The 12,511-nt window shown below is 70.1% G+C and carries 14 protein-coding genes; 10 read left to right on the top strand and 4 right to left on the bottom strand.

Features of this window, described 5'->3' with window-relative positions; all coding sequences use genetic code 11:
- The first annotated feature begins 13 nt into the window (after positions 1–13).
- Genes priA through E6A21_RS09060 form a run of 3 tightly spaced genes read left to right on the top strand, consistent with a single transcriptional unit; the run spans position 14 to position 2,992 of the window.
- The gene (priA, locus tag E6A21_RS09050; RefSeq protein WP_138443800.1) at positions 14–754 is read left to right on the top strand and encodes a bifunctional 1-(5-phosphoribosyl)-5-((5-phosphoribosylamino)methylideneamino)imidazole-4-carboxamide isomerase/phosphoribosylanthranilate isomerase PriA; all 741 of its coding nucleotides are present in this window, start codon (positions 14–16) and stop codon (positions 752–754) included.
- A gap of 1 nt (position 755) precedes the next feature.
- A complete protein-coding gene (locus E6A21_RS09055) occupies positions 756–1,622 on the top strand; it encodes an SseB family protein (RefSeq protein ID WP_138443801.1) in 867 nt (288 codons plus the stop codon).
- A gap of 56 nt (positions 1,623–1,678) precedes the next feature.
- Complete coding sequence (locus E6A21_RS09060) at positions 1,679–2,992, top strand: MFS transporter (protein ID WP_138443802.1); 1,314 nt, start codon at positions 1,679–1,681, stop codon at positions 2,990–2,992.
- Here the strand turns inward: E6A21_RS09060 and E6A21_RS09065 are convergent.
- Positions 2,985–3,362, bottom strand: coding sequence for a DUF1844 domain-containing protein (locus E6A21_RS09065; protein ID WP_138443803.1), 378 nt, complete (start codon positions 3,360–3,362; stop codon positions 2,985–2,987). The two genes, E6A21_RS09060 and E6A21_RS09065, sit on opposite strands and share 8 nt — an antisense overlap.
- Positions 3,363–3,655: 293 nt before the next feature.
- On the opposite strand from E6A21_RS09065, the gene infC reads away from it, so the two are divergent.
- From infC to E6A21_RS09090, 5 genes are all read left to right on the top strand, one after another.
- Positions 3,656–4,858, top strand: coding sequence for a translation initiation factor IF-3 (gene infC, locus E6A21_RS09070; protein WP_246036306.1), 1,203 nt, complete (start codon positions 3,656–3,658; stop codon positions 4,856–4,858).
- 123 nt (positions 4,859–4,981) lie between these two features.
- Complete coding sequence (gene rpmI / locus E6A21_RS09075) at positions 4,982–5,176, top strand: 50S ribosomal protein L35 (protein WP_138443804.1); 195 nt, start codon at positions 4,982–4,984, stop codon at positions 5,174–5,176.
- A gap of 98 nt (positions 5,177–5,274) precedes the next feature.
- On the top strand, positions 5,275–5,661 hold the full coding sequence (gene rplT, locus E6A21_RS09080) for a 50S ribosomal protein L20 (protein ID WP_138443805.1): 387 nt from the start codon (positions 5,275–5,277) through the stop codon (positions 5,659–5,661).
- 124 nt (positions 5,662–5,785) lie between these two features.
- Positions 5,786–6,778 carry a TrmH family RNA methyltransferase gene (locus E6A21_RS09085; protein WP_138443861.1) on the top strand — a complete coding sequence of 331 codons (993 nt, stop codon included), beginning with the start codon at positions 5,786–5,788 and terminating at the stop codon, positions 6,776–6,778.
- A gap of 10 nt (positions 6,779–6,788) precedes the next feature.
- A complete protein-coding gene (locus E6A21_RS09090) occupies positions 6,789–7,772 on the top strand; it encodes a cation diffusion facilitator family transporter (protein WP_138443806.1) in 984 nt (327 codons plus the stop codon).
- Here the strand turns inward: E6A21_RS09090 and E6A21_RS09095 are convergent.
- A complete protein-coding gene (locus tag E6A21_RS09095; protein WP_138443807.1) occupies positions 7,713–8,855 on the bottom strand; it encodes an MFS transporter in 1,143 nt (380 codons plus the stop codon). The genes E6A21_RS09090 and E6A21_RS09095 overlap by 60 nt on opposite strands.
- Before the next feature lie 237 nt (positions 8,856–9,092).
- On the opposite strand from E6A21_RS09095, the gene E6A21_RS09100 reads away from it, so the two are divergent.
- On the top strand, positions 9,093–9,536 hold the full coding sequence (locus E6A21_RS09100; protein WP_281281572.1) for a (deoxy)nucleoside triphosphate pyrophosphohydrolase: 444 nt from the start codon (positions 9,093–9,095) through the stop codon (positions 9,534–9,536).
- On the opposite strand, the gene E6A21_RS09105 is transcribed toward E6A21_RS09100, so the two are convergent.
- Positions 9,533–10,618, bottom strand: a complete 1,086-nt coding sequence (locus E6A21_RS09105; RefSeq protein ID WP_138443808.1) for an Rv2578c family radical SAM protein — start codon at positions 10,616–10,618, stop codon at positions 9,533–9,535. The two genes, E6A21_RS09100 and E6A21_RS09105, sit on opposite strands and share 4 nt — an antisense overlap.
- Positions 10,619–10,651: 33 nt before the next feature.
- Complete coding sequence (locus E6A21_RS09110) at positions 10,652–11,335, bottom strand: SIMPL domain-containing protein (protein WP_171041336.1); 684 nt, start codon at positions 11,333–11,335, stop codon at positions 10,652–10,654.
- Positions 11,336–11,445: 110 nt separating this feature from the next.
- Between E6A21_RS09110 and pheS the strand changes: the two genes are divergently transcribed.
- Entirely contained in the window at positions 11,446–12,507 is a 1,062-nt protein-coding gene (gene pheS, locus E6A21_RS09115; protein WP_138443810.1) for a phenylalanine--tRNA ligase subunit alpha, read from the top strand.
- Positions 12,508–12,511 lie beyond the last annotated feature (4 nt).

Here is a 12,511-nt window from a genome sequence, read left to right on the forward strand (position 1 = left end):
AAGGAGATCCTCCATGACCGTTGGCGAGTCCATCCTCGAGCTGCTGCCTGCCGTCGACGTTGCCGACGGCCAGGCCGTGCGCCTCGTGCAGGGCGAGGCCGGGAGTGAGACGAGCTACGGAGAGCCGCTCGAGGCGGCCCTCGCCTGGCAGAACGACGGGGCCGAGTGGGTGCACCTCGTCGACCTTGACGCCGCCTTCGGCCGCGGCAGCAACCGTGAGCTGCTCGCCGACGTCGTCCGCCAGCTCTCGGTGAAGGTCGAGCTCTCCGGCGGCATCCGGGACGACGAGTCGCTCGATGCCGCGCTTGAACTCGGGGCGGCGCGCGTCAATCTCGGCACTGCCGCGCTCGAGGACCCGGCCTGGACGGCGCGCGCCATCGAGCGCTACGGCGACCAGATCGCCGTCGGCCTCGACGTCCGCGGCACGACCCTCGCGGCGCGCGGCTGGACGAAGGAGGGCGGGGACCTCTGGGAGGTGCTCGAGCGCCTCGAGGACGCCGGCTGTTCGCGCTACGTCGTCACGGACGTCACGAAGGACGGGACCCTCCGCGGCCCCAACGTCGACCTCCTCCGCGAGATGTGCGAGCGCACCGACAAGCCTGTCGTGGCCTCGGGCGGCATCTCGAGCCTCGACGACCTCCGCGCGCTCCGCGAGCTCGTGCCGCTGGGCGTCGAGGGCGCGATTGTGGGCAAGGCGCTCTACGCCGGAAAGTTCACCCTGCCGGAGGCGCTCGACGTCGCCGGCCGGCGCTGACATGGGCGAAGAGCACGCACCCCGGCACCTTCCGGGACACATCGCTGCCGCCCTCGCGCGCGCCGGCGAGCCGTCGGATTCGGCCGGAAGGCCGTGGTCGGGGCGTGACCTCGCAGGAGAGGGCAACCCGCTCCATCGCTTCGACGCGGACGACGGCGCGGCGGATCCCGGCGTCGAAGCAGCCCTGGAGGCCCTCGCGGCGGACGGCGACGAGGAGTCGGTGCATGTCGCGCTGGCCACAGCACGGCTGTTCGTGCCCGTCGTGGCAACCCTTGCTGAGGGTGCCGTGGGGCTCGAGGGCTTCACGGAGGACAAAGAGGCGGACATGGCGCTCGTGACGCTCAGCGCGCCCGACGGCCGCAAGGCGCTGCCGGCATTCACGTCGGTCGACCGGCTCGCGGCATGGCACGCGGAGGCACGCCCCGTGGCTGTCTTCGCTCCCCGGGCCGCCCTCTCCGCGGTCTCCGAGGGGGCGGAGCTGCTCGTCCTCGATCCGGGTGCCGAAACCACGTTCGTGCTGCGACGGCCGGCCGTGTGGGCGTTGGCCCAGCAGAGGGTCTGGACGCCGTCGTACCGCGACGAGGGACTCGTGGATGTCGTCGGAGACGCGATCGAGGGGATCGGCCAGATTCGGGGCGTCCGCCTCGAACCGGGCAGGGGGGTCGTGAGCCGGGCGCGCTCTGGGAGGATCCTGAACGGCGGCGGGCACGGCCCGGAGCTCCGAATCGTGCTCGAGCTGAGCCCCGGCTTGCCTGCCGACTCCGTGCGTGACATCGTGGCAGAGCTGAACGGCCGTCTCGCCGGCAGCGAGCGCTTCGCGGAGGCCGTGGACTCGGTCGAGATCTCCCTCCGCTCTGCGGCGGACTGAACGCTGCCGACCCGGTCCTCTACGGTGAGGCCCGGGGACGGGAATGAGGGGGATCGATGGACTTCGCCCTGTATGGGCAACTATGGCGGCGGCGCCCGGTGCGGAAGCTGCTGCTGGTCGCGATGGTCGCCAGGCTCCCGCACTCGGCGGCAGGCATCCTCCTGACCCTCCACGTGGTCCAGACCCTCGGGCTCGGCTACGGCGCGGCCGGCGCAGTTGCCGCGGTCCTCACCATCGGCATCGCGGTCGGTGCGCCCTGGCGTGGTCGCCGCGTCGATACGGCTGGGCTGCGCGTGGCGCTCATCCCGTCGATCGTGGCGGAGGCCGTCGTCTGGGCCATCGCACCGCACCTCAACTATCCGGGGCTCCTTGCAGCCGCCCTCGTCGGCGGCATGTTCGCCCTGCCGATCTTCTCAGTGGTACGTCAGTCCCTCGGCGTCATGACGACCGCGGCCCAGCGGCGGACTGCCTTCGCGCTCGACTCGATCTGCACCGAGGTCACCTTCATGGTCGGCCCCGCCCTCGCGGCCCTCGTCGCGGTGCAGCTTTCGACGACGGTCGGCCTGACCGCGGTCGGGCTCTCGGCTGCCCTCGCGGGACTGGCCCTGGTCTGGTTCAACCCGCCCACGCGCTCCGGCCAGCCGGGCGCCGTGGCGAACGAGGGCGACGAGGCCTGCGAGAGCGACGTGGCTGCTGGTGTCGAATCGGCTGAGAGTCCCGCGCCCACAGAGGTCGCCGCGGGCCAGGCCGACGGCGCCTCGGGCCTCCGGCGCCTCGTGGGCCGCACCCGTGGAGGGCTCGCCTGGCTGACGATCGGCGTCGTCGTCGTCCTCGTGGTCGCCGCCGGCGCCGGGATCGTCCTCTCCGGGACGGACGTCGGGATCGTCGCGGTGCTCCGGGGCCACGGCGAGGGAGAGCAGCTGGGCGTCGTGTTCTTCGCGTGGTGCCTGGCCTCGCTCGTCGGAGGCCTCGTCTACGGGGCGATGACCCGCAAGGTGCACCCGCTCGTGCTCCTGCTGCTCATGGCCGCGCTCACGACGCCCATGGGCTTCGCAAGCGATGTGTGGAGCCTCGCCCTGCTTTCGTTGCCCGCGGGACTCCTCTGCGCGCCCACGCTGTCGGCGGCCTCGGAGGCGGTGGCCTCGCTCGTCGACGAGGCGCGCCGGGGCGAGGCGATGGGCTGGTACGGATCGGCCCTCACAGCTGGGACAGCGCTTGGCTCACCGTTCACAGGACTCATGATCGACACGACGGGACCCTGGGCGGGCTTCGTGGGAATCGGGGTGGTCGGCGTCGTGCTGTGTGCCGTGGGCCTTCTTGCGCAGGCGGTCCGACGGCGGCGGCGAGCCGCCGTCGGGCGCGTCAGTTGACCGGACCGGTGTACTTCTCGCCCGGGCCCTTGCCCGGCGCGTCCTGGATGGCGGACGCCTCGCGGAACGCGAGCTGAAGCGAGCGCAGGCCGTCGCGGAGCGGGGCGGCGTGCTGGGACCCGATTTCGGGGGCGGCGGCGGTCACGAGGCCAGCGAGGGCGGTGATGAGCTTCCGTGCCTCGTCGAGGTCCTTGAGCTCGTCACCCTCGTCGGCCAGACCCACCTTGACGGCGGCCGCGCTCATGAGGTGAACGGCGGTCGTCGTGATGACCTCGACGGCGGGAACCTCCGCGATGTCCCGGAGTTCGGTGCTGGCTTCAGTGTTCGTGCCTGCGCTCATGCCGTGCTGGTCAGTGTGGTTGGTGCTCATGCTGCTAAGCTTGGCACAGACCGACTGGATGTCGTTATTCAGGTGCCCGTTTGCCTGTATACTTGATTGACAGTTTGCAAGCGGAGTTCTCTCCCACCCGCGTCGGCGTGCAGATTGCTAAGGATTCAAATCCCTAGGAATCGCATTGCTGCCGGGTACTCAGGTTGGCTGGCGCGGCTTCCGCCGCAGCCGGACATGGCGTTCACAGGGACGTTCACCTTCCGAGGCCTCCGATTGCACCGGCAATCGGGGGCCTTCCTCGTTGCCGGGCTGTACCGGACAACTTGAGGAGCTTGAACATTAGCGATCCACGCATCAATGAGCGAATCCGCGTCCCTGAGGTGCGCCTCGTGGGGCCTGCTGGCGAGCAGGTCGGCATCGTGCGTATCGAGGACGCGCTGCGTCTGGCGGCGGAGTCAGACCTTGATCTCGTTGAGGTAGCACCCCAGGCGAAACCGCCGGTGTGCAAGCTGATGGACTTCGGCAAGTACAAGTACGAGGCCGCGGTCAAGGCCCGCGAGGCGCGCAAGAACCAGACGAACACCGTTCTGAAGGAAATTCGCTTCCGCCTGAAGATCGACACCCACGACTACGAGACGAAGAAGGGCCATGCGCTGCGCTTCCTCGGAGCCGGGGACAAGGTCAAGGCGATGATCCAGTTCCGTGGCCGCGAGCAGCAGCGTCCCGAGATGGGCATCCGCCTTCTCCAGCGCTTCGCGGAGGACGTGGCGGAGGTCGGCACGATCGAGTCCGCTCCGCGTATCGACGGCCGCAACATGGTCATGGTGATCGGTCCGCTCAAGAACAAGGCCGAGGCGAAGGCCGAGGCCCGCAGGGTTGCACAGCGTGCTGCCGACAAGGCCAAGGCCGAGGCAGCGAAGACCGCGAGCGTGACCGAGGGCCAGGCGCCGCTGACGCAGTCTCTGGGCGATGCGCTGCCCGAGGCCCTGCGTCAGGCCGCGATGCAGGCCGACGAGCAGCCCTCGGAGGTCGGCGAGCTTGCTGAGGCTCCTGAGGCTCCCGAGGCCTCGGAGGAGCAGGCCCCTGACGAGGCGCCTGAAGCCCCTGAGCCGGTCGAAGAGCCGGCCCCGGTGGCTGAAGAGCCCGCCGCGGAGGCTGAAGAGCCGGCGGCTGAGGCTGAAGAGCTGGCCGCTGAGGCTGAAGAGCCTGCGGCTGAGGCTGAAGAGCTGGCCGCTGAGGCTGAAGAGCCTGCCGCTGAGGCTGAAGAGCCTGCCGCTGAGGCTGGCCAGCCTGCGGCGGAGGCTGAAGAGCCGGCCCCGGCTGCTCAGGCTGAGCGCCGTCCGGCCGCCCCTGCTGCGCCAAGGCCGGCACCGGCTCCTCGTCCGCAGGCACCCAAGCCAGCTGAGGCAGCCAAGCCCGCAGCGCCGAAGCCGTCGGCGCCCCGGCCCCAGGCCCCGAAGCCCGGTGCGCCCCGCCCCGGAGCGGGAACGCCCAAGCCCTCGGCACCCCGCCCGTCGGGACGCCGGGGCAACTAGCCCACCGCAGCCGCTCTGACCTCCAGGTCTGGCGGCCAGCGGAACCACCAGTCGGCCCGCGAAAGCGGGCCGCCAGAGAAAGCCGCGGCCTCGTGCCGCGGGAAACGAAGGAGATCGGTCACCATGCCGAAGATGAAGACCCACAGTGGCGCCAAGAAGCGCTTCAAGCTGACCGGCTCGGGCAAGCTCAAGCGCCAGCAGTCGAACCGCCGCCACTACCTCGAGCACAAGCCGACGACGCTCACGCGCCGCCTGCACGCGGACAAGATCGTGTCCGGTGGCGACGCCAAGGTCATCAAGCGGATGCTCGGCATCTGAGTTCTTTCCCAGTCAACCGGCCCTTCGGGGCCACCTAGCCGTCCCGGCCGGGCGCAGGGCGCCCGCGGCTCTGGGAAGGATTTTGAAGGAGTACCCCCATGGCACGTGTGAAGCGGGCGGTCAACGCCCACAAGAAGCGCCGTACAGTCCTCGAGCGGGCGTCCGGCTACCGAGGCCAGCGTTCGCGCCTGTACCGCAAGGCCAAGGAGCAGCTGCTGCACTCGTTCGTGTACAGCTACCAGGACCGCCATAAGCGCAAGGGCGACTTCCGTCGCCTCTGGATCCAGCGCATCAACGCCGCTGCCCGTGCGAACGGCCTGACGTACAACCGCCTCATCCAGGGCCTCAAGGCCGCCGAGGTTGAGGTCGACCGCCGCATGCTCGCCGAGCTCGCAGTCTCCGACGCGGCCGCGTTCGCCGCGCTCGTCGAGGTTGCCAAGAAGGCGCTCCCGTCGGACGTCAACGCTCCGGTCGCAGCAAAGTAGTCTTCGCTCTCACAGCGTTCCGAACGCCCGCACTGCCGCTCGGCAGTGCGGGCGTTCGCTTTGGCAAGGATTGCGGCTCCGATCACCTCAGGGCCGATCAGTTTAAGGTGGACCCGTGACCTCAATGACCAACCCGCGCGCCGACCGCGTCCGGGATGTCGCCAAGCTCGCCCAGCGCTCGGCCCGGCAACGGCGGGGCCTGTTTCTCGCCGAGGGGCCCCAGGCCGTGCGGGAAGCGCTGAGGCTCGATGCCCGGCGCCGCGGCCCGCTGGCGGCTGGGGAGACGAAGGCGGCTGGGCAGACGAAGGCGGCTGGGGAGACGAAGGCGGCTGGGGAGACCATTTCGCCGCTCGTCACCGAGGTCTACGCAAGCCCTGCCTGCCTCGAGCGGTATCCCGAGCTGGACGAGCTGGCCTCAGCCGCGGGCGTCCTCCGCGTCGCGACGGAGGAAGTGGTCGCGGCGATGGCCGACACCGTCAACCCGCAGGGCATCGTCGCCGTGTGCAGGCAGCTCGACGTGTCCCTCGACGAGGTCCTCTCCCGATCACCGCGCCTCGTCGCCGTCCTCTGCCGGGTGCAGGACCCGGGGAACGCCGGGACCATCCTGCGGGCCGCGGACGCGGCGGGCGCGGACGCGGTGGTCTTCGCTGAGGGCAGCGTCGACATCTACAACCCGAAGGCGGTCCGCAGCACGGCCGGGTCGCTGTTCCACGTGCCCGTCGTAGTCGGAACCGACGCCGACCAGCTTGCCGTCCGGATGCGGGCCGCGGGCTTGGGCGTTCTCGCCGCAGACGGCTACGGCTCTATAGACCTCGATGTGCTGCAGGACGAGAGCGCTTCCCGCCGGCTGGGACTGCCAGCGAGCGCCGGCCCGAGCGCAGCCTCCGGCCCGAGCGCTACTGGGAACGCGCCGTCGTACGCCCTCGAGGCGCCCACCGCGTGGCTCTTCGGCAATGAAGCCCAGGGCCTTTCTGGAGACGAGCTCGCGCTTGCCGACGCAAGGGTCGCGGTGCCCGTCTACGGCGAGGCCGAGAGCCTGAACGTCGGGACGGCGGCCACCGTCTGCCTGTACGCGAGCGCTCGGGCGCAGCGGCTTGGCGTCGGAGCGAACGGGTAGATTCAGAAGCATGTCGGCTTCCGGGGGTCCCAAGGCAGTGGTCGCTGCGCTCGCGGCCAACCTCTCCATCGCGGCGATGAAGTTCGTCGCGTTCGTCCTGACGTCCTCATCGTCGATGCTCGCAGAGGCCATCCACTCGGTGGCCGACTCGGGCAACCAGATCCTGCTGCTCATCGGCGGGAGGCGCTCCGCGCGGCACGCGAGCCCCCAGCACCCTTTCGGCTACGGGCGCGAGCGCTACATCTACGCGTTCCTGGTGTCCATCGTCCTGTTCACGCTCGGTGGCCTGTTCGCGCTGTTCGAGGCCTGGGAGAAGTTCCAGCATCCGCATGGGATCGAGGGCCCGTGGTGGTGGGTTCCGCTGGCAATCCTCGTCGGCTCCATCGTTGCCGAGGGCCTCTCGTTCCGGACGGCTATCAGCGCCTCGAGGCCGGACCGCGGAGGGCAGAACCTCGTGCAGTTCATCCGTGCGGCCAAGCAGCCAGAGCTTCCGGTCATCCTCCTCGAAGACTTTGGTGCACTTGTCGGCCTTGCCTGCGCACTGTTCGGTGTCTCGCTCACGCTTGCCACGGGCAACGGGGTGTGGGACGCCCTGGGTACCGCGATGATCGGGATCCTGCTCGTGGTCATCGCCGTCGTCCTCGCCTTCGAGACGAGTTCGCTCCTGCTCGGCGAGTCGGCCACCTCGGCGGACATCGCGAAGATCGAGTCGGCGCTCGAGAGCGACGGGACGCGCATCATCCACCTTCGCACGCTTCATCTGGGTCCGGAGGAACTGCTCGTCGCTGCAAAATTCAGCGTCGGAACGGCGTCGACCGGTGCGGAGATCGCGAAGGCGATCGACGACGCCGAGGCTCGGATTCGCGCCGCCGTACCGAGCGCCCGGGTGATCTACCTCGAACCCGACATCCCGCGCGGACGGGTAGCGGTTGCCTCAGACGAGCGGGCGACGCCGCTCGAGCCGCCCGCTCACGGCGGCAACGCCGAGTCCTAGGACGGCGAGCACTGCGCCCACGAGGGCGGGTGCCGTGAAGCCCCAGCCCCAGCCGATGACGATGCCGCCGAGGAACGCGCCGAGGGCGTTCGCCACGTTGAGGGCCGAGTGGTTGAGCGAGGACGCGAGCGTGGGTGCGTCCGGCGCCGAGTCCAGCAGGCGGGCTTGGAGCGCAGGAATGAGGATCGAGCCCGAGCCGCCGACGACGAACACCATGAGGAGCGCCGTGGGCCACCAGAGCGCGCCGAGCGCGTAGAGGACCATGCAGACCGCCACGATCGCCAGGCCGCGGTAGACGGTTCCCATGACCGACTGGTCGGCGAGCCGGCCCCCCACGATGTTGCCGAGCACCATGCCCAGCCCGTAGAGCCCGACGACGAGCGGCATCAGGTCCTCGGGCAGCCCGGAGACACTCGTCATGGTGTGCGAGATGTACGTGTACGTGGCAAAGAAGCCTCCGAAGCCCACGATGCCGATCAGTAGGGCGAGCCACATCTGCGCGCGCGAGAGCGCGCCGAGCTCTCGGCGGATGCTGGCCTCCGGGTGCGCGGGCTCGAACGGCACGAAGCGCCAGATCATCGCCACGGCGACCAGCCCGATGAAGGCCGTCAGGACGAACAGAAGGCGCCAGCCGAAGGACTGGCCGAGCCACGTCGCGAACGGGACGCCCAGGACGTTGGCGACAGTGAGCCCGGACATGACGGTCGCGATCGCCCAGCCCCGCTTGGTCGGGGCGACGAGCGAGGCGGCGAGCACGGCTGCCGCGCCGAAGTAGGCGCCGTGCGGGAGGCCGGACGCGAACCGCGACACGAGCATCTGGCCGAAGCCGGCGGCGAAGACGGAAGACAGGTTCGCGAGGCCGATGAACCCCGCGAGGCCCATCACGAGGAACTTGCGCGGGAGGCGTGCGCCGACGGCAGCAAGCACCGGCGCCCCGACGACGACGCCGAGCGCGTACGCAGAGATCAGCTCGCCGGCCTGCGGCGTCGTGATGCCGAGGCCCCGCTCGATCTCCTTGAGCAGGCCCATGGTCGTGAACTCCACGGTGCCGATCCCGAAACCGCCGATCGCGAGCGCGACCATGGCCCAGAACAGGGCTTTCGGGGCAAGCGGTGGTCGGTGGGCGGGACTGTGGTCTGAGCTTGGGGATCGGGTAGGGGACGGTACGCGGGCGGAGCCCGGCGCGAGCTGAGCGTCGGATGTCGTCACGCGGGCGTCAACCCCCGACGGCACCCGTGCATTCCTTGGATCCTCATCGGAGGCCCCGCAGGTCCGTCTCGGAGCTGCGCAAGTCCAACGGCTGGCGTCTACACTTGCACGGTGCAGCTGGGTCGAGCGCAAGTCACGGTACAGGTAGTGGGCGCGGCGATCGTCGATTCGCTTGAACGCCCTACGCGGATGCTCGCGGCCCGAAGGACGGCCCCGCCTGCCTTGGCCGGGATGTGGGAGTTCCCGGGCGGGAAGGTCGAGGCCGGCGAATCCCCAGAGGGGGCGCTTCACCGTGAACTCGCCGAAGAGCTCGGCGTGCGCGTTGAGCTCGGACAGGAAGTCCTGGCGCCACAGCCCAGCGGGTGGCCGCTCAACGCCAAGGCGGCGATGCGCGTCTGGTTTGCCGAGATCGTCGATGGTGATCCGGCCCCCCTCGAGGACCACGACGAGCTCTGCTGGGTGGGGCTGGACGACGTCGGAGGGCTGACAGGACTCGCCTGGATCCCCGCCGACTTTCCCATCGTCGAGGCAGTGCGATCGGCGGTCCGAGCCTAGAAGAGCTCGCCCTGCACGCCCGCCGGTCGGAGCTCGATGGCGGGCTCGGAGCCCCCGGGGCCGGTGCCGTCGGGCCCGGTGCCTTCGGGGCCTCCGCTGCCGGCCATGCGGTGTCCAAAGCTCTCGGAACCGCCAAAGCCGTGTCTTGTCTTGGCCGCATTGACGCGGCGCGCCAGCCATGCCCGGTAGTCCTTGGGGGCGTACGCCCCGTTGCCGTAGAGCCTCCGGTAGCGGCCGACGAGGCGCGGGTGCTCGCGGGCGAGCCATTGCAGGAACCATTCCTTGGTGCCTGGGCGCAGGTGGAGCGCCCCGGCCGTGACCCCTGTGGCTCCCGCCGCGGCGAGGGAGCCGAAGAGCGCATCGAGCTGGTCCTCTCCGTCCGTGAGCCAGGGCAGGATCGGCATGGCCATGACGCCGCATGCCAGGCCCGCGTCGCGCAGCTTCGAGATGAGCGACAACCGGGCCGCGGGTGCCGGGGTGCCCGGCTCGATCATGGACTGGAGCTCTGGGTCGAGCATCGCGAGTGAGATCGCGGTTCCCACGGGCACGTGCGCAGCCGCCGCCTTGAGCAGCGGCAGGTCCCGGGCGAGGAGCGTCCCCTTGGTCAGGATCGAGAACGGGGTGCCCGATTCGGCAAGAGCGCGGATTATGCCGGGCATCAGGGCGTACCGCCCCTCGGCACGCTGGTACGGATCAGTGTTGGTGCCGAGGGCCACGTGCTCGCGGGACCACGAGGGCCGGGCGAGCTCGGCCTTCAGGACGTCGACGACGTTGACCTTGACCACGAGCTGCCGGTCGAAGTCCAGGCCTGCATCGAGGTCCAGATAGGTGTGGGTGCCGCGCGCAAAGCAGTAGACGCATGCGTGGCTGCACCCCCGATAGGGATTGATCGTCCACCTGAACGGCATGGAGGACGCCGGCGGCACCTTGTTGAGCGCCGATCTCGCGGCGACCTCATGAAACGTGATGCCTTGGAACTCCGGCGTCCGGACGGCGCGGAGGAGGCCGGCAAGCGGAATGAGGGGAGCGCCCCCAGTCCTCTCTTCGGTGTCACCCTGCGCTGTCTGCGTGTTCCATCGCATAGAACCTATTCGAATACATTTTCGAACCGGCTGTCAAGCGCTGTGGCCGTTGCCCTCGTGCTCACGCCTCGGCGCCGGCGAGAGCCTCCACACGACGGAGACCGAGGCGCTGACCGTGGTCTCGCCCGCTTCAATCGGCATGGGTTCGACAGAGCTGGCCAGTGCTGCGCGCGCGAGCGGGACGGGCGTCCCGGGCGGGCTGAAGGCCGCGGCGTCGATCCGCAGGACCGGCCCCAAGGTGCGCCCGGCCATTCGGGCGAGCCGCTCAGCCGCCGCCCGCGCGTCGTCGAACGCCGCCTCCTGGGCGGCCGCCTGGAGGCCCGACCGATCGCCCACCTCGAAGGACAGCCCGTGGAGCCTCAAGCTGTCGCCCGCACTGCGGACGACGGCGTCGAGCAGCTCGGGCGCCCGCCCGAGCTCGCGGACGGTGACGGTGAGCTCCGAGCTCGCCACGTAGGCGACCACCTGCTGGCCGCTCGTTTCGCGCCACACCGTCTCGCTCCTGACGCTGAGGCCGCCCGTCGAGAGGTCCGGGCGCGCAACGCCGTGCTCGACAATGCTGTCCACCACCCTGCGGGCAGCGGCGGACGCGCCCGCGTAGGCCTGGGCAAGGCCGGGTTCGCGCACCTCGACGGAGAGGCGGAGGACGGCGGCGTCCGGTGCGGTGCGGACAACCCCCACGCCGGTCGTGCTGACAATGTCGGGCTTGTGTACCACGCCTCTCACGGTAGCCGTGCTCCGTCCCGTCGCCCAGAGCCGAGCGCGTCTGCCGAGGGCGCGTCTACTAGACTGAGGGCGCAAACCCACCCGCTGCGTAAGAACGGTCCATGACTGATACATTGCCCGGCGCCACCGTCCCGGATCCTCTGGACGAGGCCGCTGTCACCGCCGCCGTCGAACGCGCCCTCGAAGATGTCTCGGGCGCGTCCACCCTGGACGAGCTCAAGGCCGCCCGCATCGCCCACACCGGGGAGAAGTCCCCGCTTGCCCTCGCGAACAGGGCCATCGGTTCCCTGCCCAAGGAGTCGAAGGCCGCCGCGGGCAAGATCGTGGGTTCGGCGCGCGGGCGCGTCAACAGGGCGATCGCCGAGCGCATCGAGGCGCTCGAGGCGGAGAACGACGCCCGCATCCTCAGGGAGGAGACCGTCGATGTGACGGCTGCGCCCCGACGCCGGCGCGCTGGGGCACGCCACCCGCTCTCAACCCTCCAGGACCGCGTGAGCGACATCTTCGTGGGCATGGGCTGGGAGATCGCCGAGGGGCCCGAGGTCGAGTCCGAGTGGTTCAACTTCGACGCCCTCAACTTCAAGCCCGACCACCCCGCGCGCGAGATGCAGGACACGTTCTTCGTGGACCCGCCCGAGCGGCACGTCCTCATGCGAACGCACACTTCGCCGGTCCAGGTGAGGGCGATGCTCGAGCGCGAGGTGCCGATCTACGTCCTGTGCCCCGGGAAGGTCTTCCGGACGGACGAGCTCGACGCGACGCACACGCCCGTCTTCCACCAGTTCGAGGGCCTCGCCGTGGACAGGGGGCTCAGCATGGCTGACCTCCGCGGGACGCTCGAGCACTTCGCGCGGCTCATGTTCGGCCAGGAGGCCCAGATCCGGCTCCGCCCGAACTACTTCCCGTTCACCGAGCCGAGCGCCGAGCTCGACGTGTGGCACCCGGGTGCGAAGGGCGGCCCCCGATGGATCGAGTGGGGCGGCTGCGGCATGGTCAACCCCAACGTCCTGCGGGCAGCCGGGATCGACCCGGACGTCTACTCCGGGTTCGCCTTCGGCATGGGCATCGAGCGGACGCTCATGTTCCGCAACGACGTCGTCGACATGCGGGACATGATCGAAGGAGACGTCCGCTTCAGCGAGCACTTCGGGATGGAGATCTAAGCAC

It is taken from the genome of Sinomonas susongensis (assembly GCF_005877005.1).
In the GTDB taxonomy this organism is placed as follows: Bacteria; Actinomycetota; Actinomycetes; order Actinomycetales; family Micrococcaceae; genus Sinomonas; species Sinomonas susongensis.